This window comes from Pedobacter sp. KH_004 (genome assembly GCF_057840755.1).
Genome location: NZ_CM174519.1, coordinates 2,516,178 through 2,542,757, shown reverse-complemented (window position 1 = coordinate 2,542,757; position 26,580 = coordinate 2,516,178). Strand labels below are relative to the sequence as shown.

The window sequence follows — 26,580 nt, the reverse complement described above, 5'->3', positions numbered from 1 at the left end:
TACACAGCAAAGATCGCTATATTGTGTGCCCTATCTAGCCATTATATGAAATTCAAAAAACTAAGCAGGGCGATAGCTCTGCTACTTTTTTTTAGTTTTTTTCTGACGATAAAAGGATCTGCCCAAAAGATTTTTTTTCGGCATTATACCGTTAGTGATGGATTGTGTGCCAATACCATTTGGGATATTGAGCAAGATGATCAGGGTTATATGTGGTTTGGAACCAAATATGGTTTAAGCAGGTTTGATGGCTACGATTTCAAGTCTTTTCAATACCAAAAAGGCGTTTCAGGAACATTAGGTAATAATTTTATCAGAAAAATTTTCGAATATGATTCAAAAACCTTTTGGATCGGAACAGATGAAGGTATTTATGTTTTCAATTTAGAGACAGAGAAGTTTACGCTCTTTCAACCCCTCAAAAATTTTTTCATAAACGATATCATGCGCTCCAAAGATGGGAAAATTTGGATTGCGACCAAGGAGAAGGGCATCTACTGCTACACGCCGAAAACACGGGGATTACTCAATTTCTCCACTTCCTCGGCTGTTAAAATTTCATCGAACGAAGTGCCGAAAATTTTGCAGGACAATACCGGCGACATTTGGCTGGGGACCTACGGAAAGGGGATCGATGTTTTAAACCCCAAAACACATCAAGTTCGCCATTACACCACTTCTTCAACATCAAAGTTATCCAGCAACGTAATTCTTGATTTGTATAAAGATGACAGCGGAGATATCTGGATTGGTACGATGGCAGGCGGTTTAAACCTATGGAATCATCAAACCAATCAATTTACCATCTATCAAAAATCTGCCGGAAACTCGATTAGCGACAATATCGTTCGCACGATTTATGAACCCAAACCTGGCTACATTTGTCTGGGCACCGAAAAAGGCTTAAACATCTTAGACCGGGAAAATAATCGCTTTACAGTTTATCAAAACAAAAATAACGATCCATTCAGTATTAACGACGATGCCGTTTACAACGTTTTTAAAGATAAAGAAGGGGGTATTTGGGTTGGAACTTATTTTGGCGGATTGAATTATTACCACGAGGGAAGCTCAGGTTTTGAATTCTATTATCCATCGGGAGTTAAAAATTCGCTATCTGGAAATGCGGTAAGTGCATTTTTAGAAACTAAACCCGGCCAGATGTGGATCGGAACTGAAGATGGTGGCTTGAACTTTTTTAATAGTGCTGATAAAACTTTTAAGAAGTTCCCATTTTCGGCAGGGCAAGACAGTCTATCATACCACAACATTCATGCACTTTACAAAAGCAAATCTGGAAATATCTGGATTGGGATGTACACGGGAGGTTTAAATATCTTAAATCCATCAACGGGGAAGATAAAAAGATACAAAAGCGATCCGAATAATGCTAATACCTTAAGTGATAACAGTGTTTATTCGATAGAAGAAGATCGGCAGGGTAGAATTTGGGTGTCCACCATTTCAGGTTTAAACCTTTATGATGAAAAAAATGATAGATTCATCAGAATAAAAGGAAAGAACCTGGAAAAGAGTTGTATTTATCAGGTTTATCAGGATGCAGAAAACATTATATGGATTGCCACTTACGATAATGGATTGATTCGAATGGATCCGAATAATCAACTTACGCAATATGCTTACTCGAAAAATGCAGGCGCTATAAGTTCGAACAAGGTAATTTGTATCCTAGATGATGGAGAAGGCAATCTTTGGTTGGGAACTGATGGAAGCGGACTTAACGTGCTGAACAAGAAAACAGGTAAATTTAAATCATACGATGATGAAAACTGGATAAAAAGTGCCGTGATTTATGGTATCGTGAAGGATGATTTCGGTAAAATGTGGTTTTCTACCAATAACGGGGTGTTTGAATTTGATCCTAAAACGAAGGCAAAAAAGAGCTTTGGTAAATGGGATAATCTTCAAAGTCAGCAATATAATTACAAGGCGTATTACAAAGATTCATCGGGCAAATTATACTTCGGCGGTATAAATGGTTTTAATGCTTTTTATCCCAACCAGGTTCAAAGCAGTACAACAAACCCGAAAGTCTCTTTTACCAACTTTCAGTTATTTAACAAAGATTTAGATCTGAATGATGAAAATAGTCCATTAAAACGTTCCATTAATTATACGGATGAGGTGGTGTTAAACCACAATCAATCGGTTTTGAGTATCGAATATGCCTCTTTGAGTTTCATAGCGCCTAACAAATTGCAATACGCATTTAAAATGGAAGGTTTTGATAAGGGCTGGAATAACGTGGGCAGTCAGCGTAAGGCAACTTATACCAATCTTCCAGCGGGTGAATATAGCTTTCAGGTGAAAGTAATTGATGATTTAGGCGCAGATACGGGAAAGATTTCCAGTATTAAAATTAACATTCTGCCACCATTTTATAAAACCATACCGGCTTACATTTTTTATTTTCTGATCCTTGTTTCGGGTGCTTTTTGGCTGCGAGGATATGTTTATGCGAAAGCACGTAAGCGCAATGAAATTAAACTTGAGCGACTTAAAAATAAAAATGAGCAGGATTTTTACAAACAAAAAATCGAGTTTTTCATGGCTATGGCCCATGAAATCCGTACGCCATTATCGTTGATTATCGCTCCGCTAGAAAGGCTTTTATCCCGAAAGGAAAAAGACGCCGAAAGCTTGAGCCAGTTACAGGTGATGGAAGAAAACTCAGACCGGTTGCTCACTCTGGTTAATCAGTTATTGGATTTCAGGCGGATTGAAAGTGATATTTTCGAAATCCATCCAGAACCCATTGAACTTATTTATTTGATAAACAGCATCCGCGATCGCTTTGCCCCAATTGCTACCAAACGCGAATTAGCGTTTTCTGTACAAAGCCATTTTAAAACATTAGAAGTAAACGCTGACCCAGAGGCCTTGATGAAGATATTGAGCAATTTATTAATCAATGCGTTTAAATTTGCAAGAGAGAAACTGGAAATAAAAGTTAACGATTTATACACGAGTGAAAACGGGGTACAAATGATTTCCATTAGCGTGGAAGATGATGGAATTGGGATTCCGAAAGCACAATTGGACTCAATTTTCAAGAAATTTTTTAAGGTTTCTACAGCAGAACATCAATATACAAACTTAGGCGGAACAGGGATTGGCCTTGCTTTGGCAAAATCGTTAACGGAAAAGCATGGCGGTAGGTTAGAAGTGCAAAGCTCCGAAGGTGTAAAAACAACTTTCACCGTTTTAATCCCGTTTATTCAAAACGAAATAAGCATCACTGATGACTTGGACACTTTAAATGACGATCAGGAGGGCAAACAAATAGTATTGGTAGTAGAAGATGATCCCTCATTGTTAGATTTTTTGGTAAAAAGTTTTATTGCTGAAGGTTATCATACTTTAAAAGCAAAAAATGGAAAAGACGGGCTGAAACAACTGGATAATCATCAGGTCGATTTAGTTATTTCTGACGTGATGATGCCGGTGATGGACGGGATTGAGCTCTGTAAAATCATAAAAAATGATATTGATTACAGCCATTTGCCCGTAGTGCTGCTTACGGCTAAAACCAATACCGATGCAGAAATACAGGGATTGGAAAGTGGAGCAGATGCTTATATTTCAAAACCATTCAAGTGGAAACAGCTTTCGTTAGTCATCAAGAATCTGTTGGAGCTGCAATCGAATTTGAGGCAACGCTTTGCTCAAAGCCCCTTGGAAGGAACTGAAATTTTAATCAGTGGCAATAGGGATAAAAAATTCCTTGAGAAAATTACGCAGATAATCGAAGGTAGGATTTCCGACCCGCAATTATCAGTAGAAGATTTAGGTAGGGAAGTGGGTTTAAGCCGATCGAGTTTATACAAGAAAATTAAAGCTAAAACCGGTCACGTACCTAACGAGTTTGTTCGATTGATCAGGTTAAAAACAGCTGCAAAGTTACTGGTAGAACAAGAATACACGATCTCAGAAATTGGTTACATGGTAGGTTTCAACTCCCATTCGTATTTTAGCAAATGCTTTTTTACGCAATTTGAACTCACGCCAACAGAGTTTGCTGAAAAATATAAACGGGATATTCCTGTAGATTAACTATTGCAACATCCCGAAATAAACCTGTTTTTTTTAGTTTTGTAGCTGTTTTGTACCTGCTTTGTAGTAAAGCTCGGCTATCGTTTTTTGGTAACTCGAAATCATACTTTCTTGTTTAATTTTCATGTCGATTAACTTTGTTTCCCTACTGTTAATTAAAAACAAGTTACTTTCTCCGAGTGTAAATTTTTGATTTTCGCCGTTAACCAAAACTTGCTGATTCTCTATGCTTTTTTGTTGAAGAGCCAATTGAGCGGAGTAGGCAGCAACGTCATTGTATGATGCTACGATGTTGTTTCTAATTTCCCTGGCAAATTGCTGCAGCTCAAAATTTAGCTCTTGCTGTTTTATCTTTACTTCTCTAAGCTTACCACGTTCAGATCGTAAAAATAACGGGAAGGCAAATTCGATCCCTAACTTGTAATTGCTCCAGTTAAAATCATAGTAACCTGGAATATCACTGTTAAAGCTGGTTCTGTTCGAAATTAAATTACCAATAACATTTAGTTTAGGTTTCAACAATTCCTGGCGGTAACTTCTTTCAATGGCTAATTGAGCACCTTTTGTGCGCAACTTTACCAACTCTGGGTGTTGGTTTGCCGATTGGCCCAATAGCGAATCCAGAATTAAAGGGTTTATCTTAGCAGGGGTTTCGGTTGCATTTTGCGGAATAGCATCGGCAGGTAATTCCAATGGATTTCCATCTTCATTCCAAAGGTGGTTTGACAAAACCAATCGAGCATTCTGCAGCTCTATTGCTGATTTAGCCCGCTGGATCATCCTTTCTTGAACGGTAATATAAGCTTCTACTGAATCAATACCGGGTTTATCTCCCAATATGGTTTGCCTACTTAATGCCTTAAACCGTTGGTCGGCCAAATCAAGTCCCTCCTCAATCAACTCATATTGCTTATAAGCATAATACCAGTTCCAATAATCTTTGGCCACCCCATACCAAACACCGTTTATTTGTTTAAGTTGATCAGCTTCTGCATATTCCACCATAATTTTCGATTGGCGCAAGGTGTTCCTACGGGCATCAATAATTAAACCTTGTCCTAGCGGGATGCTGATGCCAATTGCCGAAAGACCCTGTGAATTGGTTTGACTCTCTGGATTAACGTAAGTTCCAACGTTGCGGTCGTAACCCACTTTTAAATCCGCACCGGCCAACCATAAAGGGATTTTAAGCTCGCTATCCCATTTATTATAATATTCAGTGTTTCCAAACAATTTTCTGGCGAACCCTGTTTTTAGTGTAGGGTCAAAATAGCCCAGCGACTGCAAAACATTAGCCCGTGCAGCCTCACTTAATAATGCCGCTTGTTTAATAATTGGATGATATTTAAATACCAGCATTTGTAAATCTTCCAAAGAGAAAACACGGGCGGTATCGTAACTTTTTTTAATAGCCACATTCGGCTTTAGCTGTGCAAAACTAATTTGGCTTATTAACAAAATCCATATTAAGCAGACAGAAAAGCTTTTCAATTTTATGTTCATCTTAAATGCTTCTTTATTTTGTATCTGTCAAACTTTTTGGAGGTTCTCTTTCTAAACTTGGAGGGAAACCATTAAGTTGCCGCCAGATTTCATACCATAATGGAACAGACCTAAGAATAATGCGGCCGAAAACACCAGACCCCTGACGTAATTGCGGTGGCCAGGGCTCATCGTCTTTAGGTACTGGATTGGTTTGGCTAATTAAAACGCGATATTTTCCATCAGGGCTGCTTACTTTATCAATAGAGAATATTTGGCCAGCAAAGGTGCCCACTGCAACAGATGGCCAGCCCGAAAATTGAACAGATGGCCAACCTTCAAATTGCAAACGTACATTGCTGGTATCCAGGATTAGTGGAACATCCATGGCGCTCACGTATAATTCTGCTGCTACCATTGGCGATTTTGGTTGCAAGGTGGCTACTGATTCTCCTTCTTTTATATTTTCGCCAATACCAGCCTTAAGCGTTTTTACCACATATCCATTTTGTGGTGCACGAACAACGTATAAACTTCTCCTTACATTAATGTTGGAAATATCGTTTCTCAATTTGGCAATTTCACCCTGCGCACTTGCCCTGCTAGAAATAGCCGAACTCATATCAGACTGCGCTTTTGCTAGCGATTCTTGATACTTCGCCCTGATGTTATCCAGTTCGATAATCGAATTCAATAGATTTTGGCGGGAGTTACCCAACTTATTTTGCTGGCTGATTACTTTTGCATTGTCTTCTTGTAATTTTAATCTACGGGTTTCGATATCTGTTAAAGAGAATAGGCCGTTTTTGTAACCCGCTTCATATCGTTCTAAACGAGCTTTTGCAGTTTCATAAAATTTTTGACCAGCTAAAAGATCTGCACTATCTATGCTTAAGTAGTTCCTGGCCTGAAGAACCTTGTTTTCTGCAGCTTTCATTTGGAACCGCAAGCCATCGCTCAATGCATCAATTTGAGATCTGGTGGCATCCATTTTTTGTGCTGCTGCTGTTTCGCTTCCGCGTTTTGCGTCTAATTGCTCATTTAGCCGGGTGGGTAGTTCTGGATCGAAGTACGACTGGCTCGTTTCAGAAATCACCAAAATAGTATCTCCTTTTTTTACTTCCTGACCTTCTCTAACTGCCCAATGTTCAATTCTTCCCCCAATTTGATTCTGTACAGTTTGAGGTCTATCTTCAGGCCGCAAAGCGGTAACTGTACCTCGGCCAGGTATAGTTTGTCGGTATGGAAGAAATAGGAGGATAATGAAGAAAACAAGTACAAACAATGCAACCTTCCCTAACCGTTTCGAACCTTTGGCATCAATAATTCTGCTATTTGCATATGTTGAAAGCTCTTCCCAATTTTTAATCTGAGCCAAATTGTTGCTAATTTTACCCATGGTTCAAGTCTCCTTCCTCTAATTCTAAATCGGTTACAACGGCTAGTTTTTCGCTTCCGGTAACCATATCAAACACCGTATTTAAATTGGTCATCAACTTCTCGATCGCATAACTAATTTGTACGATAATCACTTCTGCTGCCACAAACTGACCAAAAGTGATTTGTCGTTCTACTACAAAGTAAGATCCCATTAGCAGTAGTGCTCCCATTAAAACGGTACGCAATGCCACTGCGCTCATAAAAAAGTTTCTTAAAACAGTGAAATGATCATTACGGGCTTGAATATAATTTGCGGTAATTTCATCAGTGCGATCTATAATTTCTTTCCTTTTCGAACTGCTTTGGCGGTAAGTATCTAAGTCTCCGGCAATCTCTTCCAGATATGCTACCACTTCATATTTATAGCTCGATTCTTCCATGCTGGTTTGTACACCTCGACGATAATATAGCACCAACACCAAAACAATTACAAACAATACAAATGTTCCGAAGGCCATAAAAACAGGATGATAGAACGATAACAAAATCACGCTGAAGAATATTTGGACTCCAGCCGCAATAATGTCGACCAGTAATTTTGTTAAGCCTTTTTGAATGGTTAAAATATCGAAGAAACGGTTAATTAATTCAGAGGGGTTCTCACCTTCCAGCGCTTTCTTTTTGATCCTAGGTAAACGAAACGCAAATTCTAACGCAGCCTTGGTGAATATTTTTTGCTCTAAAAATTCGACCAGCGTAAGTTGGCCAATTAATAAAATTCCACCGATTACAATGCCCACCAGGATTACTGCAATGAGGATATAGGTTGAACTATAAACAGCTCCATTAGATAGTAAGTTAAAAACTGCACTTGTTCCCAGAGGAAGGGACAAGCCAATTAGACCGATAAGTAGCGCATATACATAGATGTAATTGATGGTTTTTCGCTCTAAATGGAGCATGCGTACTAAACGTTGCCAGGGCGTTGGTGCACCGGCAATATGTTGATTTTTCATTTATATTACGATTAAAAATAGTTTAAATGCTTTGCAGAAAACTGAAGGAGATAGCAGGATGTAATAGGAGACCTAATCACGTCCGTTCATCCTGTTTGAAATGAATCAAATAGATTATATCAAAAAGTCGGGAGGCGGTGTTGGAACATTACGGGGAGGAAAGATATGCAGTTTCGTTTTTTGCATTTGAGCGGGAAGTAACATCCGGTTAATGTAATGCAAATTTTCCTTTTGAGTTGCTGAAGATTCGTAAAGCTGAAGTTTCTTTTTTGCTTTCTCAAAAGACTCCTCATCTTTATCTTTGTTATCTTCTGCGCCTTTTTCGGTGGAATATGAACTATTTGATGATGTGAATGTAGAAATAGAATAAGAAAAGAATTTTAACATCAGCATGCTCAGCAGCAAAAAGCCAAAGGTGCTTTTGGTGAAATTATTTCTCAGGTGCTTCATCATCATCGCTTATATACAAAGATAGGGGCTAAAATGTTTGTATCGGATACTAAGCTTCATGCAAAAGTCAATTTCATAAAGTTTGAACGTTTAATAACTTAAATGTTATACTATTATTAAAACAGGATTAGAAAAGGAGTGAGTGGAAATTATAGACTAGCTATAGTCGCTTAATGTTAACGAATTTGCCCTGAAAATCCGCGAATAATAATTGGAGGAGATTTTTAATGTAGGAGGTTGTTATTTTTAACGACAGAAATTTAAACTTATTCATTATAAGACTAAATGATATGGGAGAGAATACAGCAGCACCATCTAAAAAACTAACCACCGGCGGAATTTTAGTTCTCTTATTCGTGGTTCTGGCTTTTGTTGGCTACGGCTATTATGAATTGGTTTGGAAAGCAAAAATCAACGGTTCTACTTTAATTGATAATCCTACAAATAAGGCTTTAATAGTTACCATCGACAATCAGCAATACGAAGTTCCAGCAAATACGTTTTTAAAAGTCGATTTAGAAATGGGTCATCATAAAATTGACTGTAAAGATTATAATATAGCTGGCGAGGATTTATATCTACATCCGACAGAATACAGTGTAATAAATCCAACAAAGTCAACGTATGTAATTTATAATATTATCTACACCAAAAAAGATTTAAAAAGTCAGTTTAAAGCTTATGCAGTAGAGGGCCGGGAATTTATTCGCTTTTAGGCAAACCTGAAGTGACCACCGATTTATTTATTCCTGACAGAACAATGGGCAAGGGTAATATCGACGATGAAGAGCCGGATTTTGAAGATTATAATCGCGTTAATCAGGATAATTCTTACCTCACAAAAATTTTCAGATTGAACGACTTTTTCAAGTTTTATGATAAAAACAATAAATAGAGTTCTCCTTATTCTTTAGCCAACTGAAAAACATCTTGAGGCACCAGCTGTTATCATTATATAAATTACTTGTTATCGATGATGCTTTTTTAATGCCAGTTTACATCCTTACACTCAGAATAGATCAAAAATGCCAGGCTTTTTTTGATCAGCAACGCAAGGCCTATTTTCCAAAAGACAGAAATTTACTTGATGCTCACCTAACGCTTTTCCACCATTTGGTTAATTATGACGACATTGTGAATTTTTTGAAAAGCCTGGTTGTCAAACAATTTGATTTGGAAGTAAACTCCCTGCGTTTTTTAGGCAATGGCGTAGCTTATAAAATTGAAAGTAAGGAATTAAACACCTTTAGATCAAAAATTGCGCAACATTTTTGGAATAACTTAACGGCACAAGACAGGCAAGGTTATAGGCCTCATATCACTGTTCAAAATAAAGTTAAGGCAGAAGCGGCAAAAGAACTTTACCATACACTCTCCGGAAATTTTGTTCCATTCACTTGCTATGCATTAGGTTTGGAGCTGTGGGAATATCTTGGCGGACCTTGGAAGCATGTTGATTATTTTCCACTTGCTTAAAATTTATTGCTGAAATACAATGTTTTGAATATTTAGCCAATAATTTTTTTCAAAAAGATTTGCCAATATTCGAAGCAAATTTGTAACATTGCACTCTCAAAAAAAACGAAAGTTTTTTGGGCCTATAGCTCAGCTGGTTAGAGTAGAAGACTCATAATCTTTTGGTCCCTGGTTCGAGCCCAGGTGGGCCCACATACAAAAAGTCGCCCTTCAGTTTGTTCTGAAGGGCTTTTTTGTGATTTGTTCATTACTTGCATTTCAATATGAGATTACTCAATCTCCTCAACTGTAACCGCTCCATCTACACAATAAATTAATGCTTTAGTATCATCACGTTTATCATTTACCAAAACTTTGGTATTGATAATGCACAATTTGGCGGCAAGTTCATCAGATATTTCCGACCATTCTTGGCTTACTCTTTCTAAGTGCGCAATTTTACGCTCCCTTTCTGCATAATTAGTCACATATTTTTCTGCTTCATCCGCAGAGATATAATCTTCCTCGGAAAGATCTTTCAATGGCGTTTCATCAATATTTTTCTTCGCTAATTCAACCTCCAATATAATATCTTGGTATTGATCGAAAAGTTGTTGTATGCTTAGTCCATTCATGAAGATATAACCAATTAAAGTTTATTAGGTTTTAATTTTAGCAATCAATTGTTTAGCAAAGTGCTAATGGCAACAACAATTACCTCGAAATAGATGTTGAATAGTAGCTTATGAACGACATCAACACTGAAAAATATTATCTTGGAACAAGTGGTTTGCTTTTGCCAGTACCAAATAAATCTTTCTATCCGATAGAATTTCAGGACAAATCGAGGTTGTTTTACTACAGCAGTTTAATGAATAGCATAGAAATTAACAGTTCTTTTTATAAAATTCCGCAACCATCAACAGTAAGCAAATGGCGGGAAGAAGTTGGAGAAGACTTTAAGTTTAGTTTTAAACTGTTTAAGGGAATTACCCACCAAAAAAAACTGGCATTTGATCCTGCAGAAATATCACAATTTTTTAATGTAATCAACTGTGTTGAGGATAAGCGAGGTTGCCTATTGGTTCAGCTACCGCCGAGTATTCGCCTTGGCGATTTCTCGCAGCTCCGAAGCTTGATGGAGAATTTACACAGTTACAATATCGGTAACAAATGGAAGATTGCGATAGAGTTTCGGCACCCATCTCTTTATGTGGAAGAAATTAGCGAATTGTTAACCGAATTTAGTTTCGCTTCTGTTATTCACGATAAGTCCTTTAGTGCTAGTCGGATGGAGTTTAATGAAGTTTCATTTTTGTACTTGCGGTTTCATGGACCTGGCGGAAATTACAAAGGGAGCTATGACGAGGCATTTCTTTCTGAATATGCTAGCTATATAAAAGATTGGATGATGGAAGGAAAGGAAGTTTTTATTTACTTCAACAACACAATGGGTAATGCACATGGGAATATAAGTACACTTCAATCTATGATTAGAGAATCAAGCAATATCGGCGAATACTAAAACCAGATGTACGTGAAGGATCGTTCAGCAAAAGAAAAATTATCCACGCCGTCCTATCTCAAATTTGACATCTTCAAATATGCCTGGAAGCCAGATGTCGATTATAGGGAAAATCCAGAAAAGTACAAGGTTGGAAAAGGTGAACAAGGCGTTTTAATCTGCGAACCCTATAAATCAGAAATCGGTCCGTTTTGGCGATTTAAAAATCCGGAAATCGCAAAGGAAAGCGCTGAAAAAATCTATCAATTATTTGAAACTTATTTATCAAACAACGAATTTGTTGGTGCTGATCTTGCCAGGAAATACCTGCAAATGGGTTATACCAGGGCAAGGAGATATGCAAACTATAAAGGCGGCAAAAAGTACGATGCAAATAACGGTTACTCACCTCTAGAGCGTGGCACTGGTGAGGAGGAGAAAGCACAAGCTGCCCATATATTTTACCGGTTTTGGAAAAGGGCAGAGAATGATCCGGATTATCGATTTCAGAAACAGCAATGGAAAATTAAATTAGGTTAGCTTAAATATAAGTTTCATTGCGGGGGTTAATTTCTTAACATCGACGGTATAAAACTTAATTTGATAAAACAAAGCCTCCAAATAAATGATTGTGTTATTAATTGGATAGTTAAAAACTGATAACATTTATCGCAATGGAAAGAGAAATTATCGGAAAAGATCATGTTCCAGTACATCAAAGTGGAGCTGAAACAGATGCAGTAGAAAATGTTGAATTCGACAGCGAGCAAGAAGCTACCGCATTTTATCAAGTTGTTAAGCATCGGTTATCGGATGTAAATAATTGGGGTTCGTTATCCAGCATTCCATTATCATCTTTCAAACTTTTTGATCGTGCTGGCCGTGCCTGCGATCGTGAAGTGGAGGAGGGGGACTACATCCGAATTGATATTCCCGGACCAGGAACGCGATTAGGAAAGGGTTACGATTGGGTACATGTAGAAGCAGTGTTTTCAGAAGTAGATTTCGATCAGGACATTTTTACCATTCGGGTTCGTCCATCATCTCATCCACTCGAGCCAGATGGAAAAATCGCTCACTTTCTAACTTCACGAGCCACCTCTACATTTCAAATTAAACGAATCAAAAACTTCGTGTATGCAGAGGAACATGCCCGAAACGAATCGCCAAATTTTGAAACCGGTAATGGCTTAGATAATATACGAAATGCTATAGTAGGTACGGCCGCCAGAATTGGGTTTTCTTATCCACAATGGAAAAGCCTGGTAAGAGGCTTACTTAAAGTGAATTAAAATTAATATTACAGAGAGGATAAATAGAAACCCTTTTATTCTTTCTGTTTCAATATTTATCCCTCGTTAATATGGCGATGTAGATATTCTTCAACGTTAATTAAATCGTGATCAACCTGCTCTTTAGCTGTTGCCGAATCATAATGTAAGGAGTCCTCGGCGAATTCGCTTAGTAAGGTGATTTTTAAATCTTGATCATCGTCTGATGCATGCGATTCATTACTGCGACCTACTACTATGAATATTCCTTCTACATTATCATGTAAAAAACTATATTTCACTTCAAACCGATCGCTATCTTCGGTTGGCACTTCTGCAATTTCGGTGTATTCCCGTTCTTCAACGGTTTCTAACCCTTGCTTTAACAATTTTATTGCTTGTTGTTTTTTTTCTTCAGTCATAATATCGGATATTTTTAAAACAAACACATCTTCTTACACAAGGTTTTATTAGGCCTTATATTATACACCTAATGGTTAGCATCTGCGGGAGCATTTGTTGTAGAATCTGCCATGTTGTTTGCGTTGGTACTATCTTTTGTCGTCGTACCCAAAGATGTTGAATCAGTGTATTGATTCATTTTATCGGCATTTTCCTGATCGGCTTGTTTGCCATTACACGCTGCAAAAGATGTACAAATAGCTAAGCCAATAATTATTAATTTGGTTTTCATAATCGATTTGTTTTAGTTAATGTATTTACCCAGCGGCTGAAACCGATTCACTCAAAGCGCCAACATATTCGAATGTGGCAAAAGCATTTCCATGTTTTGTACGAACAATTCCTCTAAAGCTTGATGGATAATCTCCAACAGATTCCCAAACCAATTTTGCCGCATTGGCATAAACAACCAAATCGGTATCATCTTTTACAATAATGGTCATCGTGTTGTCTCCTTCAACGCCGCCCCGAAAACTATTTATAAATTGGGTTCTGTAATAATCATTGGGAATTAATAATCCCTCGTCACTTATTTTCATCATAGAATTTTAAATGTATTAAGCGCAACCGAACTGAATTGGCCTAGTAACTTAACATGATCTTTTTAAATAAGTTTGGAAAATTGAATCATTGGAATGAAAAACAATTAGTTAATTCATATTATTATTGGATCATCATGATATTTAAAAAGTTGTTAATTTATCCTACAACTATAATGTTTGTAAACAAACTTTAGAGGCCTCATTTTGTTCCGTTGATAAATCATTCACTTTGGAAAATTCTCGCCCAATTGATCTTGCTTTATTAGTTCAGCACAAACTTCGTCTTACCAGGAGGAAGCAATTGCTTCCAGAATTAGCTGTGTTAGAAAATTTGTTCGATTGTCTCTTTTATTCTAGTATGTGCAAAGAGGAAAGTGATTTGACCCGAGTTACAGTTACGTTAATCAATCCCGATAATCCCGATCCTGCTCCGCCAGCAAACTTAGTTCCAGAGCGCTGGAGTTGTATTGCTTTCGAACGAAGAATCCCCATGACGACCAAATCATTGGCCAAATTATCAAAAGCAGCTGACCCTTCGAGCACTTCTTTGGCAGTATATTTTGACGATAAGGGGTGTCTTTATGTTTGGGGAATGATTGATCAGGCCATGCACTATCAAAATTTTCTCAACTACGAATCTGACATGTACTCTGAACAACCAGGGTTATTTCAGGTGGCTGTAAGCGATATTGGAACACTGCATGTATTTTTTGATTATGAACTTTTAGCTACACTTAAACAAAATGTTCTGGTTAAAAGGTACCTGGACGTACTTACCATTGGACCAATATCTAAAATGATTAAGAAAAATGCTGACTTTTTGAAAGTTGCATTGAGAACTTATATCGATCAGGTTCATCCAATGGAACAATACACAGAGTGGGAAGAGTTTTTGGATGGTTTATGGATTCAAACTTTTTCAAGACTGTTGTTGAAGATTCAAAACTATCAGCACGGTGGTGCAATTTTAATCGCTCTAGACACAATAGACTTAGATGTTAAATACAAAATCCATTACGATCGGCTTGCACAGGCCTTGATTGCACATGCAAAAGCATCAATAGACCAGTATGTAGTTGAAAATAGAATTTACAATGATTTTAAAAAAGGGCGAAAATCAGTTGCCCGAAATACCTATCAAAAAGAAACAGAGCTGTTCTTCCATAAAAAAGGCACAGCTGATGAAATTAAGGGCGCTATTAGTTTTATAGCATCGCAAAGTTGCGTAGATGGCGTGATATTATTTAATGAAAACATGGTTGCAAATGGTTTTGGAGTAGTTTTAAGATCGAAGAAAATGCCTCGAAAAATCTTTGTTTCAAATACTTCTACAGCTACTCCGAAATCGCTTGTACCGCATGATCCTAAACATTACGGAACCAGACACAGATCTATGATTTCCTATTGTTGGAATCATCCTTCGGCGCTTGGTTTCGTGATTTCGCAAGATGGAGAAATTAGAGCCTTTTCTAAAATTGAAGATAAATTAATTATGTGGGAGAATATAAAAACACAGCAGTATAAAACCAGCCGCTCGGGCAGGCGAAACCAACAGTAGATATTCAGACATTCTAAATCTTTCACAATCAATAATAGAATTGTAAAATATAGAGCTGAATACAAGTCTGAACCTTCCTGCGTCACTTTTGTAAAATTTAGCGTAATTTTATATTTAATATTGGCAAACAATTTTGGCCTTAAAGTATTTAAAGAAAATGCATTTCTTCCAAACAAATAAATTAGTACAATTAGAATCTATTCATGAGCTATAAACAATTGCAGGAGAACGTAGAAAAGTACGTAAGCGATTATTTTCGCAACCACAGCGATCCGCGATTGGTTTATCATAATTTCGAGCATACTGAAGAGGTCGTAAAGGCCGCTCAGCAAATCGCTAACCACTACCAGCTTAGTGATCAGGATTTCTTCACGGTAACCGTTGCAGCATACTTCCACGATACGGGTTATTACGATGATGCTTTAAATCATGAAGTTAAAGGGGCCGAGCTTGCAGATAAATTTTTGGTTGAGCAAAATGTGGAAACTGAAATTAGAGACCAGGTAAAAAGTGCTATTATGGCTACAAAAGTACCACAGTCTCCTAAAAATCAGATCGATAAAATTGTTTGTGATGCAGATTTGTTTCACCTTGGATTACCAGATTTTCGCAAAAAGGGAAAGCTAATGCACAAGGAGGCCGAGCTCATCCATAAAAAAGACATTAGTAAGTTGGAATGGCGAAAAAAAGATATTCAGTTTATGGAATCTCACCGCTACCAAACCGATTATGCCATTCTTTTACTTAACGACCAAAAGCAAGCCAATATTAGCAAGCTGAAAAGCAAGTTAACGCCTCAGCAAGTTATCAATACCGAATTGCAGGAGCCGAAAAACTTTGCGCCGGCAATAGATTTGTCAAAGGTTAAAAAGAAAGATAAAGATGATCGGCCAGACAAAGGTATTGAGACGATGTTTAGGATTACGGCAACGAATAACCAGCGTTTAAGTGATATGGCTGATAATAAAGCCCACATCCTGATTACCGTAAATTCTATTATGCTTTCCTTAATTGTGAGTTTATTGCTAAGAAGGTTAGAAGATCATGGAAACTTAATTATTCCAACGTTTATTCTGCTTATTGTTAGTTTAACCTGTGTCGTGGTTTCTATTTTATCAACCAGACCTTCGATCCCCAAAGGAGAATTTACGCAGCAAGACATGGATGATAAGAAGGTTAATTTACTTTTCTTTGGTAATTTTTACAAAATGAGCCTGCCTAGTTATACCGAAGGTATGATCAAAGTAATGAACGACAAAGATTTTCTTTATGGAACTTTAATAACCGATGTGTATTCGCAAGGGGTAGTATTAGGGAGGAAGTATAAACTGATTCGTTTAGCCTATAATATTTTTATGTGGGGGTTAATTGCTGCGGTTTTTGCATTTGTAATTGCTTATGCGGCTTACGGTAAACTTTAATGGCTGCAATGATCGAAACTTCTTTTTTTAACCGCGATTTAAGCTGGCTGAAATTTAATGAACGTGTGCTAATGGAAGCCGAACGCGAATCGGTTCCATTGCTGGAAAGAATTAAATTTTTATCGATTTTTTCATCTAATCTTGATGAGTTTTATCGGGTACGCATGCCGGTACTTTTAGCTTTGGAAAAATTGAGCAGTAGAGAAGATAACGATATCCATATCGAGGAAGATTTGTTAAAAAGAGCCAATCAATTAATTTCTGATCAGCAACAGCGCTTCGGAAAAATATTAAAAGGCAATATTATTCCAGCCCTTAAATCGAATAAAATAAATCTCGTTTATGGAGAGATTTATCCAGCAGATATTCAAAAATCAATCACCCAATATTTTTTAAGTCAGGTTTTAGCTTTTTTGCAGCCAGTTTTTATTGATGAGAAAACACAATTCTTTCCAGCTAATAATGAGCTTTACTTCTTAATTACAATAAAAAAAGATTCAGATACTAAAGCTGTTATTTTAAATATTCCCTCAAATGAATTGCCTCGTTTCTATAAAGTAGAATCGGCGAATGAAACCTTTGTTGTTTTTTTGGATGATATTATCCGTTTTCATTTAAATCGCATTTTTCCGAATGATGAGATTACTGGATGTTTTAGTTTCAAAATAACTAGAGACGCGGAGATTGACCTCAAGGATGAATACTCCGGAAGTTTGTCGGAGCAGTTAGAGAAGCAATTGCAAAAACGCGATTTAGGTTTAGCTACCCGTTTTCTCCACCAGCCTGGAATTCCAATTAATGTGTTGGTATTAGTGAAGAAAATCTTCAATCTAAAAAAAGCCAACAATATAGAGGGAGGTCAATACCACAACCTGAAAGATCTGATGTCCTTTCCTATAAAATCGGATAAGCTTTCCAATGGTTCCTGGCCTAAAATATGTAATACCGATCTTATTGACGGTTCTTTAACTGAAGCTATTTACAAAAATGATATCATTGTACACACCCCTTACCAGAGTTACGATAGTGTTTTACGTTTCTTTAATGAAGCTGCCATTGACGAAACTGTACAGGAGATCTATGTTACACTCTATCGCGTAGCTAGCGATTCGAAAATTGTAAATGCCTTGATCAGCGCTGCAAAAAACGGGAAAAAAGTAACTGTTTTAGTAGAGCTTAAAGCCCGTTTCGATGAAGCAAACAACATTAAATGGGCAAAAAAAATGAAAGCGGTTGGGGTAGATATCATCTACAGTGTTACTGCTTTAAAAGTACATGCAAAAGTTGCCTTGGTTAAGCGCAAGGTTGAGGGTAGAATGCATTACGTAGGCTTATTTGCTACTGGCAATTTCAATGAAATAACCGCTGGTTTTTATACAGATCATATCCTGATGACGGCCAACAAAGAGATGTTACGCGAAGTAGAACTGCTTTTTATTTTTCTGGCCAAACGTGTTAAACCAAGCGCAAATAATTTTATCGAATTTGATGAGTTATTGGTAGCGCAGTTTAATTTGCAACAAACGTTTATTTCACTTATTGAGCGTGAAATTCAATATGCAAAACAAGGAAAAGCTGCCGCGATTACCATAAAAATGAATAACCTTGAAGAAAAGGTTTTAATTAACAAATTATATGAAGCCTCTATTGCGGGTGTGCAAATTGAAATGATTATTCGCGGCATTTGCAGGCTGATCCCAGGCGTAGCGGGCATGAGTGAAAATATTAAAGTTATCCGAATCGTCGATCGTTATTTAGAACATGGTCGGGTTTTTGTTTTTTATAATCTTGGCTCAGAAGAGGTTTATATGGGCTCGGCCGATTGGATGAACCGGAACATTTACCGTAGGATAGAGGTTTGCTTTCCTATATATGATCAAAAAATAAAGCAAGAATTATTAGATATTATCAACCTCCAGAAACAGGATAATGTGCAAGCTGTTTTTATAAATGAAAACATGGATAACGTATCAATTAAAAACGATCAAAATCAAGTTTCATCACAGCATGCTATTTATCAATATTTAAAAAATAAAAATTAATTTTTTTCCCCATGATTAAAAATAGATCTAAAACAGCAACGGCTATTGCGTTAATGGCTATCGCTTTTATTGGTGTTTCTTGTGTAAACGAAAAACGCGACGATAACTCAAAAACTACCGAAACCGCTCAAAATAGTGAGGCTAAATCCAACCTGCCTTATGATTTAGAAAATCCCGTCAAATACAATATGCCACAAAATCTTTTTGAAATTTCTGGTATTGTTTTTCACAAAGGCGACCCAGGTAAGGTTTTCGCTATTCAGGATGAAGATGGAGATTTGTTCTATCTGGGCTTGAGTGAAAAGGAATCTAAGTTTACCAAATTTGGAGGAAAAGGCGATTATGAAGACGTAGCGATTGTAAAGGATTATGTGATCGTGTTAAAAAGTAATGGCGAACTGCATACTTTTCCCATTTCAGAAATTAATAAGCCTGAAGCAGCAAATGTGGGGAAAACGAAAGACTTGGTTCCAAAAGCTGAATATGAAGGCTTAGCAGCCGATGAAAGTACAGGAATGGTATATGTTTTAACTAAAGAGGTTAAAAAAGAAAAGAAAGAAGCAACTGATATTTTTGCTTTTAAATTCGAGGGAGGGAAATTTACCCCTGCTGGAATTTTCTCCTTACCATATAAAGGAATCGCTGATTTGGCAGGTGAATCAAAACTTAAATTTCGTCCTTCGGCTTTGGCTAAAAATACTTCAACAGGCGAATGGTATGTTCTTTCTTCGGTTAACAAGTTATTGGTAATTACCGATGCTGACTTTAAAGTGAAGGCAACTTATCCATTAATAGGTACTTCATTCAATCAGCCGGAAGGAATCGCTTTTGATCGGGACAACAATCTTTATATCTCAAACGAAGGTGGTGAGTTATCTGCCGGAAATATTTTAATGTTTAAGCTGAAAAAGTAAGCAGTTTAAATTATCCTATCTTTATACAAACGCCTGGCTATGATTAAAAGATTTACCCTTTTAGCAATCTTATTTTTAACCCAACTTATTGCCTTTGCGCAAAGCGATGTAAAATATCGTGTTATTCTTTTCGGCGATGCCGGCGAGATGAATACCGCTCAAATGCAGGATTTAAAGAATGCTGCAAAACAGATTATCCCTAAAAAAACCACAGTAGTTTACTTGGGCGATAACATTTATCCAACGGGTATGGGTTTACCAGGAAGTTTGGAAGAAGAAGATACCAAGAAAATTTTGCGCTCTCAGTTTGAGCCTATGCGCTCAATGGGTGCTACGGTTTATTTTATTCCTGGTAATCATGACTGGGATAAATCCGGGCCAAAAGGCTTGGCAAAAATTAAAGCACAAGATGATTTTTTAAAGGCTCAGGGCGATCCGCTTTTAAAATTAATTCCTGATAATGGATGCCCCGATCCGGTAGCTATTAAATTAACAGATAAATTAACCGTTATTGCTTATGATAGCGAATGGTGGCTGTTTCCTTACAACAAAGCCAATGCGGCCAGTGAGTGCGATTGCAATACAAAGGATGAGGTTTTAGTGAGAATGGAAGAATTGCTGGAGCAAAATAAAGACAAAGTAATTTTGTTGGCTTCGCACCATCCGTTTCAAAGTTACGGCCCTCATGGCGGTTACTTTAATCTAAGAAATCACCTTTTTCCCTTAACTTCTCTTAGCAAAAACCTTTATATCCCAATGCCGGTTTTAGGATCGGTTTATCCTTTTCTAAGGTCAACGCTTTTAAGCCCTGAAGATCTAAATCATCCAGCGTATAAAGATATGATCAGATCGGTAAACGGAGTATTTGGCGATTATCCAAATGTAACTTATGTAGCTGGTCATGAACATGGTTTACAGTTAATCAAAGGAAAGCAACTTCAGATTGTGAGTGGTTCGGGTTCAAAAACCTCTCCAAATAAACAAGGTAAAACCTCTCTTTTTCATGCGATGGAGCAAGGTTATGTTGTTGCCGATCAGCTAATGAATAACGATATGCGTTACGAGTATTATGTTTATTCTGATACCAGTGTTAAAAAAGTATATAGCTATGTCAAGAAGTTCGAAACCATTCCTTCAAAGGTTCGTAACCGCGATAAACCAATTACCGCTGATAGTATTTTTGTGAAAATTAAACCTGAATACGATAGTGTTGGGCGTTTTCATCGCTATGTTTTTGGCGAAAATTACAGAAAGGAGTATGCTGAGCGAACCAAAGTTCCGGTACTTCATGTTTCAAGAATGATGGGTGGCTTAAAAGCAACTCAGCGTGGAGGTGGTAATCAATCACGGTCTTTACGTTTAGAAGATAAAAACGGAAAAGAATACGTTCTACGCAGTGTAGAAAAATTTCCCGAAGTATTGCTACCAGAAGGCTTAAGAAATACTTTTGCGAAAGACATTATTAAAGATAATATGTCTGCACAACATCCTTTTTCTGCATTGGTAGTGCCAGAATTGGCTAAAGCTGCAAACATACCACATTCAAATCCGATAATAGGCTGGGTTTCACCAGATGATGGTTTAGGTGAGTTTGAATCTGCTTTTGCCAATACATTATGCTTGTTCGAAGAGCGTGAACCTGTTGGAGAATCAGACAGTTCGCCAAAAATGGATAAAAAACTAACTGAAGATAATGATAACAAATTAGATGGTCATGCTTGGGTGAAAGCAAGAGCATTGGATGTTTTACTGGGCGATTGGGACAGGCATGAAGACCAATGGCGGTGGAAGGAAACGAAAACCAAAGAGGGCTCAACCTATTCTCCGGTTCCCCGCGATCGGGATCAGGTTTTCTTTCGTGGCGATGGAAAATTACAACGCTTTACGCAATCCTCTTCATTATTACCTATGATGCAGGGCTACGAACGCCCAATTCAAAATATCAATTGGTTTTTATGGGAAGGAAGAGAAATTAGCAGTCGTTGGACGGCAAATATAGACGAGGAAGAATTTAACAAGATTGTTAAAGATTTTTGCGCAAACTATAATGATGAAGTTTTTGAAAAAGCATTAAAGAAACTGCCAGAACCTAGCTATTCCCTTCATCACGATGCATTTTTAACCACACTGCGTGAGCGTGTAGCCAACTTGCCAAAAATGATGAACGATTATTATCATTTTTTCAATCGCATTGTCGATATTGAAATGACCGATAAACACGAACTTATTAAAGTTTCAGATACCGAGCATGATGGGTTAAGGGTTAAAATTAATAAGATATCAAAAGAAGGAAATATCAAAGATGAGCTGTTTGATCGCAAGTTTGATCCTAACGTAACAAAGGAGCTCAGGATTTACATGCACAATGGTAACGATAGTTTGATTTTGGATAATAAAAACTCTAAGATCAAAATTCGCATTATTGGTGGTAAGGGAAATAAGTTTTATGATTTTGCAAATAGCAATAGTACCGTAAAGTTGTACGGAAGAACCGATAAAGCTACTTATCAAGGAGAATCTCAGGATAAAATCCTAAAAATAATTTCTAACGATACTGCCAATTTTAGCTACATTCCAAAAGATATGTACGTTAGAAGATCGTACAACCTTAATGCAGGTTACAACAGAGATGATGGAATTTTACTGGGATTAGTCTACAAGCAAACCAACCCTGGTTTTAGGAAACAACCTTGGGGAAACTCGCAGACTGTTTCGTTTTTGCATTCATTTTCTACCAAAGCATTCCGTTTTAATTACAAAGGAGAGTGGTTAAAGGCTTTGGGTAAAGGCGATTTGCTGGTCAATGCCAATGCTTATGCTCCGAACAATACGCAAAACTTTTTCGGTTTAGGTAATGACACCCGTTTTGATGAACATGGAGATGATATCAGGTATTATCGTGCTCGATTTAATCTTTACCAGGTTGATGCCGCCATTCGCTGGAGAAGACCCAAGTCTACTCTTTCTATTGGTCCATCTTATCAGTATTATAAATTTAACAAAGAGGACAACGATGGTCGTTTTATTTTAAATCCTGGTCAGCTTCATTCAGCTGACAGTTTGACAGTTAGGAATGAAAAAATGTTTGCAGGGGCGATTGTAAATTTTGTAAATAATACACGTGATAACGACTTGCTTCCAACGTTAGGAAGCTATGTAGATTTCAAATTGCTTGCGTATAAGGGTGTAAACAAGTATTCCAATTCTATTGGTCAGCTTACCGCCAGTGTATCAGTGTACAAAAACTTAGATGGAAGAAAAAATTTCATTCTGGCCGATCGTTTCGGTGGAGGAGTAACCGTAGGACAACCAGCTTTTTACCAGGCCTTATATCTTGGCGGACAAGGCAACCTTCAAGGTTATCGGCAGTTCAGATTCGCTGGAGAGCATATTTTTTATAACAATTTAGAGTTAAGAGCAAGACTTGGTGATTTAGTCAGTTACGTTTTACCCGGACAAGTTGGCTTACTTGGCTTTTATGATGTGGGCAGGGTTTGGAAACGCAATGAAATTTCAACAACATGGCACCATGGCGTTGGGGGCGGCATTTATTTCGCTCCAGCATCACTCACAGTTGTAAGATTTGTAATGGGACATTCGTCTGATGGCTGGTATCCATACCTATCATTAAATTTTAGGTACTAAATTTGTGTAACATCCTTATAGATACTAAATCCAAGTATTACGTTTCAAAGACGATTTTGATTTAACCAGTGCTTACCTTTGCAACGGATTAATAATTAATTAGATAACTATAAAATTTACACTATAGAAAAACTTATACAATGAATACCAACGTAATAAAAATACATAAAAATGAATGTATAGGTTGCCAGGTAGAATCTTCTCTGTCTTTTCGACCCCTTGTGGAGTACTTAAAAGATAGATTAAAAACAGAAAAATCAGTTAAGTCTGAATTTTACAGATTTTTACTCGAAAAAATTGAAAAAGATAAAGTGCTTTTAACAAGCATCAGCGCTGAAGAATTATCTAAATACAAAGATACATTAGAGTTAATTTTTACCATCCTTACCCCTTTAATGGGTGATGAAGATGATTTGTTCTGGGCATTAAGTACGCCAATACCCGATCAGATTTTCTTTAGTACTAACGCTTTTTATAAATTTTTCAAAGATCACGATCCGAAAAATAAAGTAACAAAAGATAGTGAGCCTGTTGAAAAAAAACAGCTTAAATTTATTTATAATATCATTTTAAGCCGTTTTTATAACTTCAGTTATGTACTTAAAAATGAAATTATTTACGGGCATGTTAACGAAGAATCGAAGCTTACACAGTATTATAATATTCAAACCGATACCAAATTTGTAGATATTAAACATAAAGGCGATCTGCCTAAAATTAATTTTGAGGAATTAGGGCGTTATTTTCAGGAAGATAATGAGCTGGAATATTTGATTACGCATTTGCCATTGCAAAACTTCCGCTTTGAAGGTTTCAGTATCATCTCCATTACCGATGTTACCTTGCAAAACTCAATAGATGGTATTCGTGATGCTCTGGTAAATCACAACTATCAAACCGAGGCTTATACCCACGTTATTCAGGCTTTAAAAAGTTTAAGTGGTAATGGGGATTTAGAATTTGGACTAATGCCATTTCTAACTGTAAATAATAAGCTGGTTTTCGATAATAAAGAGTTTTCTCAGAGTATGTTGATCAATTCGGCAAAGGCAGCAAACCTCGAAGAGGAAGTATTTTATTCATTAGTTGATAAATACAAGGAAAATCCAAAGGCGATATTTGTAAGCGCCATTAATGACGATCAAATTTCGAAAGATCCATTTTTAAGGGTGTTAAAAGCAGCCGGAGTTTGTTCTTATTCTGTTTTACCAGTGTACTACAATAACCAGCTAGCTGGTGTATTAGAAGTTTATTCTACCCATGAAGTATTAGTTGATGATAAATTGCTTTCCAGGTTACGTCCGGCAATGCCGTTAATTGGCCAGCTTTTTCAATATAGCATTGAAGAGTTTGATGCCAAAATGGATGAGGTATTGATGGATAAGTTTACTGCTTTGCAACCATCAGTTCAATGGAAATTCAATGAAGCGGTATGGCATTTTCTTCAAAGTCAAAATTCAAATAGTAAAGTAAAAGAAATAGAAACTGTTACTTTTAAGCATATGTACCCATTATTTGGTGCAATCGACATTAGAAATTCGACAACAGAACGCAACAAGGCACTTAAAGATGATTTAAACGTACTATTAAATCATTTAATGGATGCACTAAAGGCCATAAAAAAAACAGTTAAACTTGATCTTATTGATAAGCTTTTATTTAATTGTAAAGATTGGATTAAACAGATTGGAAGTTTTGCTTCATCGAATGAAGAAAATCGTTTAAGAGAATTTTTAGAGATGGAAGTTTATCCGTTCTTATCGATTATCAAAACAAATCATCCAGAAACTGCAGAAATTGTTGATGAGTATTTTACTGTAATTGTGCCCGAAACCGGAGCTGCCTATACAAATCGTCGGCAATTGGAAATTTCGATGCAGTTAATCAATACGGAAGTAAGTCAATACTTAGAAAAATCGCAGGCTAATTTGCAGGCATCTTATCCTTGTTATTTCGCCAAGTTTAGAACTGATGGGGTAGAATATGATATTTATATCGGACAGGAAATTGCTCCAGAAAAACCATTCGATATTTTATACTTAAAAAATATCCGATTATGGCAATTGACTTCGATGGTTGATATTGCCCGCTTATCGAAAAGCCTAATTGGCGAAATGCCACGGCCTTTAGAAACAACACAGTTGATATTTATCCATTCAAACGCCATTGATATCAGTTTCAGAAATGACGAACGACGTTTCGATGTAGAGGGCGCTTATAATATCCGCTATGAAGTTGTTAAGAAGCGAATAGATAAGGTTTTGATTAAGGGTACTAGCGAACGCTTGACGCAACCACATAAAATTTCGATGGTTTATTTTAACCAGGAAGAAGCTAAGGAATATCTTGAATACATTAAATACATGCAGGTTCAAGGTTATTTAACTAACGATGTTGAATTACTCGATCTAGATGAATTACAAGGCGTTTCAGGATTAAAAGCTCTGCGTGTAGGCGTGAAGTATTTAGATGACAAACGCGATGCTACCAAGAAGCTAAAGCCAAGAGAACTCAAATCAATTGAAAAAGAGATAGCTAAAATGCTCCAGAATTAGCATCATAAAATATTTGATGCCTAATTAAGGAATAGTGTTGAAGATTGTAGAGAAATGTATAGATTTTAGATTATCTTCAACAGAATTTTAGCGATAAATTAAAAAGGGCTTTCTGATTACCTCAGAAAGCCCTTCGTTTTATTTGTGTGTTTGAACTATTAGTTTATTGAAGCAATTTCCTTTTCGATAGCAACTGTTTCTACCGAGCTCATGTTCGTTTTCAAAGCTGCAAACTTATCGATAGTTAGTTTTTGAGTCTTGCCCATTACCAATGTGTGGCTGTCGGTAGAACCGCTTAATTTTAAATCGGCATTATCTTTAATTACTGTGTATAACCCTTCGGTGCTGGTGTTGATATCTGCATGTGCGTTGCCATTCAAGAAAATTTGTAAAAATTTGGTAGTCAATTTGCCTTCAGTTTTAACAATGGCATTTTCCGATGCCTCTATCCTAAAAATATCATTAACATAAACGATTACTTTGGTTAGGCCCTTATCCGATGATGAGATTTTTAAGTTATCTCCATCTTGAAAAACTTTTGCACTTCCAATATTATCATCTGCATAGGTTACTCCAGCTTTTGATCTTTGAATTAAAGTAATTTCAACATTTCCTTTCACCGAAATTCTTTTAAAATCACCAACTCTCGAAACTTTTACTAGTGCAACTTCGGTAGCCGAAATGCTGGTAGAAAATAGAGTTGTAGATAAAACGATTGCTGTAAATGAAGATGTGATTAGGGTTTTGATTGAGGTTTTCATAATGTTTTTTATTTAATAATTAAATGTTAATTAATTGTTATTGAATTG

At 36.8% G+C, this 26,580-nt stretch carries 22 protein-coding genes and 1 tRNA gene; 14 read left to right on the top strand and 9 right to left on the bottom strand.

The genetic code is table 11. From position 1 onward, the window contains the following. The first annotated feature begins 45 nt into the window (after window positions 1–45). A complete protein-coding gene (locus AC3ITD_RS10920; protein WP_489366397.1) occupies window positions 46–4,074 on the top strand; it encodes a hybrid sensor histidine kinase/response regulator in 4,029 nt (1,342 codons plus the stop codon). A gap of 33 nt (window positions 4,075–4,107) precedes the next feature. Here AC3ITD_RS10920 and AC3ITD_RS10915 read toward each other — a convergent pair whose 3' ends face one another. The 4 genes from AC3ITD_RS10915 to AC3ITD_RS10900 form a co-directional block, all read right to left on the bottom strand. After that, window positions 4,108–5,532, bottom strand: a complete 1,425-nt coding sequence (locus tag AC3ITD_RS10915) for a TolC family protein (RefSeq protein ID WP_489366395.1) — start codon at window positions 5,530–5,532, stop codon at window positions 4,108–4,110. 58 nt (window positions 5,533–5,590) lie between these two features. Then, entirely contained in the window at window positions 5,591–6,955 is a 1,365-nt protein-coding gene (locus tag AC3ITD_RS10910) for an HlyD family secretion protein (protein WP_489366393.1), read from the bottom strand. Next, the gene (locus AC3ITD_RS10905) at window positions 6,948–7,952 is read right to left on the bottom strand and encodes an ABC transporter transmembrane domain-containing protein (protein ID WP_056850351.1); all 1,005 of its coding nucleotides are present in this window, start codon (window positions 7,950–7,952) and stop codon (window positions 6,948–6,950) included. The genes AC3ITD_RS10910 and AC3ITD_RS10905 overlap by 8 nt, the downstream gene beginning before the upstream one ends. A gap of 114 nt (window positions 7,953–8,066) precedes the next feature. Further along, complete coding sequence (locus AC3ITD_RS10900; RefSeq protein WP_489366391.1) at window positions 8,067–8,408, bottom strand: hypothetical protein; 342 nt, start codon at window positions 8,406–8,408, stop codon at window positions 8,067–8,069. A 284-nt stretch (window positions 8,409–8,692) separates the two neighbouring features. Between AC3ITD_RS10900 and AC3ITD_RS10895 the strand changes: the two genes are divergently transcribed. From AC3ITD_RS10895 to AC3ITD_RS10880, 4 genes are all read left to right on the top strand, one after another. Continuing rightward, the gene (locus AC3ITD_RS10895) at window positions 8,693–9,118 is read left to right on the top strand and encodes a hypothetical protein (protein WP_489366389.1); all 426 of its coding nucleotides are present in this window, start codon (window positions 8,693–8,695) and stop codon (window positions 9,116–9,118) included. Between the two features lie 11 nt (window positions 9,119–9,129). Next, complete coding sequence (locus AC3ITD_RS10890; RefSeq protein WP_489366387.1) at window positions 9,130–9,297, top strand: hypothetical protein; 168 nt, start codon at window positions 9,130–9,132, stop codon at window positions 9,295–9,297. Window positions 9,298–9,332: 35 nt separating this feature from the next. Then, complete coding sequence (locus tag AC3ITD_RS10885; protein WP_489366385.1) at window positions 9,333–9,878, top strand: 2'-5' RNA ligase family protein; 546 nt, start codon at window positions 9,333–9,335, stop codon at window positions 9,876–9,878. A 118-nt stretch (window positions 9,879–9,996) separates the two neighbouring features. Further along, window positions 9,997–10,070 (top strand) — tRNA-Ile (locus AC3ITD_RS10880). 77 nt (window positions 10,071–10,147) lie between these two features. On the opposite strand, the gene AC3ITD_RS10875 is transcribed toward AC3ITD_RS10880, so the two are convergent. Beyond that, entirely contained in the window at window positions 10,148–10,492 is a 345-nt protein-coding gene (locus tag AC3ITD_RS10875) for a hypothetical protein (protein WP_489366383.1), read from the bottom strand. Between the two features lie 110 nt (window positions 10,493–10,602). On the opposite strand from AC3ITD_RS10875, the gene AC3ITD_RS10870 reads away from it, so the two are divergent. The 3 genes from AC3ITD_RS10870 to AC3ITD_RS10860 all read left to right on the top strand — a co-directional run bounded on the left by AC3ITD_RS10870 (window position 10,603) and on the right by AC3ITD_RS10860 (window position 12,653). After that, entirely contained in the window at window positions 10,603–11,382 is a 780-nt protein-coding gene (locus tag AC3ITD_RS10870) for a DUF72 domain-containing protein (RefSeq protein WP_489366381.1), read from the top strand. A gap of 12 nt (window positions 11,383–11,394) precedes the next feature. Further along, complete coding sequence (locus AC3ITD_RS10865; RefSeq protein ID WP_489366379.1) at window positions 11,395–11,901, top strand: DUF4385 domain-containing protein; 507 nt, start codon at window positions 11,395–11,397, stop codon at window positions 11,899–11,901. Between the two features lie 134 nt (window positions 11,902–12,035). After that, window positions 12,036–12,653 carry a hypothetical protein gene (locus AC3ITD_RS10860; protein ID WP_489366377.1) on the top strand — a complete coding sequence of 206 codons (618 nt, stop codon included), beginning with the start codon at window positions 12,036–12,038 and terminating at the stop codon, window positions 12,651–12,653. Window positions 12,654–12,709: 56 nt separating this feature from the next. Here AC3ITD_RS10860 and AC3ITD_RS10855 read toward each other — a convergent pair whose 3' ends face one another. The 3 genes from AC3ITD_RS10855 to AC3ITD_RS10845 all read right to left on the bottom strand — a co-directional run bounded on the left by AC3ITD_RS10855 (window position 12,710) and on the right by AC3ITD_RS10845 (window position 13,636). Beyond that, window positions 12,710–13,054, bottom strand: a complete 345-nt coding sequence (locus AC3ITD_RS10855; protein ID WP_489366376.1) for a hypothetical protein — start codon at window positions 13,052–13,054, stop codon at window positions 12,710–12,712. A gap of 68 nt (window positions 13,055–13,122) precedes the next feature. Beyond that, on the bottom strand, window positions 13,123–13,326 hold the full coding sequence (locus tag AC3ITD_RS10850; RefSeq protein WP_489366374.1) for a hypothetical protein: 204 nt from the start codon (window positions 13,324–13,326) through the stop codon (window positions 13,123–13,125). Window positions 13,327–13,351: 25 nt separating this feature from the next. After that, window positions 13,352–13,636 (bottom strand): hypothetical protein, encoded by a 285-nt coding sequence (locus tag AC3ITD_RS10845; protein WP_489366372.1) that lies wholly within the window; start codon window positions 13,634–13,636, stop codon window positions 13,352–13,354. A 229-nt stretch (window positions 13,637–13,865) separates the two neighbouring features. Here AC3ITD_RS10845 and AC3ITD_RS10840 point away from each other — a divergent pair, with 229 nt between their 5' ends. The 6 genes from AC3ITD_RS10840 (at window position 13,866) to AC3ITD_RS10815 (ending at window position 25,771) form a co-directional block, all read left to right on the top strand. Further along, window positions 13,866–15,194, top strand: coding sequence for a putative sensor domain DACNV-containing protein (locus AC3ITD_RS10840; RefSeq protein WP_489366370.1), 1,329 nt, complete (start codon window positions 13,866–13,868; stop codon window positions 15,192–15,194). A 203-nt stretch (window positions 15,195–15,397) separates the two neighbouring features. Further along, window positions 15,398–16,615: a Pycsar system effector family protein gene (locus AC3ITD_RS10835; RefSeq protein ID WP_489366368.1), complete on the top strand. Its 1,218-nt coding sequence runs from the start codon at window positions 15,398–15,400 to the stop codon at window positions 16,613–16,615. Between the two features lie 8 nt (window positions 16,616–16,623). Then, a complete protein-coding gene (ppk1, locus tag AC3ITD_RS10830; protein WP_489366366.1) occupies window positions 16,624–18,657 on the top strand; it encodes a polyphosphate kinase 1 in 2,034 nt (677 codons plus the stop codon). A gap of 11 nt (window positions 18,658–18,668) precedes the next feature. Further along, window positions 18,669–19,571, top strand: coding sequence for an SdiA-regulated domain-containing protein (locus AC3ITD_RS10825; protein WP_489366364.1), 903 nt, complete (start codon window positions 18,669–18,671; stop codon window positions 19,569–19,571). 39 nt (window positions 19,572–19,610) lie between these two features. After that, complete coding sequence (locus AC3ITD_RS10820) at window positions 19,611–23,216, top strand: BamA/TamA family outer membrane protein (RefSeq protein ID WP_489366362.1); 3,606 nt, start codon at window positions 19,611–19,613, stop codon at window positions 23,214–23,216. Between the two features lie 140 nt (window positions 23,217–23,356). Next, window positions 23,357–25,771, top strand: coding sequence for a GAF domain-containing protein (locus AC3ITD_RS10815; protein ID WP_489366360.1), 2,415 nt, complete (start codon window positions 23,357–23,359; stop codon window positions 25,769–25,771). A 158-nt stretch (window positions 25,772–25,929) separates the two neighbouring features. Here the strand turns inward: AC3ITD_RS10815 and AC3ITD_RS10810 are convergent, their stop codons facing one another. After that, complete coding sequence (locus tag AC3ITD_RS10810) at window positions 25,930–26,532, bottom strand: GIN domain-containing protein (RefSeq protein ID WP_489366358.1); 603 nt, start codon at window positions 26,530–26,532, stop codon at window positions 25,930–25,932. Between the last annotated feature and the right edge of the window lie 48 nt (window positions 26,533–26,580).

Bases quoted from the DNA above. Each gene is read 5' to 3' on its own strand.
- AC3ITD_RS10920 (WP_489366397.1), top strand. From the start codon at position 46: ATGAAATTCAAAAAACTAAGCAGGGCGATAGCTCTGCTACTTTTTTTT.
- AC3ITD_RS10910 (WP_489366393.1), bottom strand. From the start codon at position 6,955: ATGGGTAAAATTAGCAACAATTTGGCTCAGATTAAAAATTGGGAAGAG.
- AC3ITD_RS10905 (WP_056850351.1), bottom strand. From the start codon at position 7,952: ATGAAAAATCAACATATTGCCGGTGCACCAACGCCCTGGCAACGTTTA.
- AC3ITD_RS10900 (WP_489366391.1), bottom strand. From the start codon at position 8,408: ATGATGATGAAGCACCTGAGAAATAATTTCACCAAAAGCACCTTTGGC.
- AC3ITD_RS10895 (WP_489366389.1), top strand. From the start codon at position 8,693: ATGGGAGAGAATACAGCAGCACCATCTAAAAAACTAACCACCGGCGGA.
- AC3ITD_RS10875 (WP_489366383.1), bottom strand. From the start codon at position 10,492: ATGAATGGACTAAGCATACAACAACTTTTCGATCAATACCAAGATATT.
- AC3ITD_RS10870 (WP_489366381.1), top strand. From the start codon at position 10,603: ATGAACGACATCAACACTGAAAAATATTATCTTGGAACAAGTGGTTTG.
- AC3ITD_RS10860 (WP_489366377.1), top strand. From the start codon at position 12,036: ATGGAAAGAGAAATTATCGGAAAAGATCATGTTCCAGTACATCAAAGT.
- AC3ITD_RS10855 (WP_489366376.1), bottom strand. From the start codon at position 13,054: ATGACTGAAGAAAAAAAACAACAAGCAATAAAATTGTTAAAGCAAGGG.
- AC3ITD_RS10850 (WP_489366374.1), bottom strand. From the start codon at position 13,326: ATGAAAACCAAATTAATAATTATTGGCTTAGCTATTTGTACATCTTTT.
- AC3ITD_RS10845 (WP_489366372.1), bottom strand. From the start codon at position 13,636: ATGATGAAAATAAGTGACGAGGGATTATTAATTCCCAATGATTATTAC.
- AC3ITD_RS10835 (WP_489366368.1), top strand. From the start codon at position 15,398: ATGAGCTATAAACAATTGCAGGAGAACGTAGAAAAGTACGTAAGCGAT.
- ppk1 (WP_489366366.1), top strand. From the start codon at position 16,624: ATGATCGAAACTTCTTTTTTTAACCGCGATTTAAGCTGGCTGAAATTT.
- AC3ITD_RS10825 (WP_489366364.1), top strand. From the start codon at position 18,669: ATGATTAAAAATAGATCTAAAACAGCAACGGCTATTGCGTTAATGGCT.
- AC3ITD_RS10820 (WP_489366362.1), top strand. From the start codon at position 19,611: ATGATTAAAAGATTTACCCTTTTAGCAATCTTATTTTTAACCCAACTT.
- AC3ITD_RS10815 (WP_489366360.1), top strand. From the start codon at position 23,357: ATGAATACCAACGTAATAAAAATACATAAAAATGAATGTATAGGTTGC.
- AC3ITD_RS10810 (WP_489366358.1), bottom strand. From the start codon at position 26,532: ATGAAAACCTCAATCAAAACCCTAATCACATCTTCATTTACAGCAATC.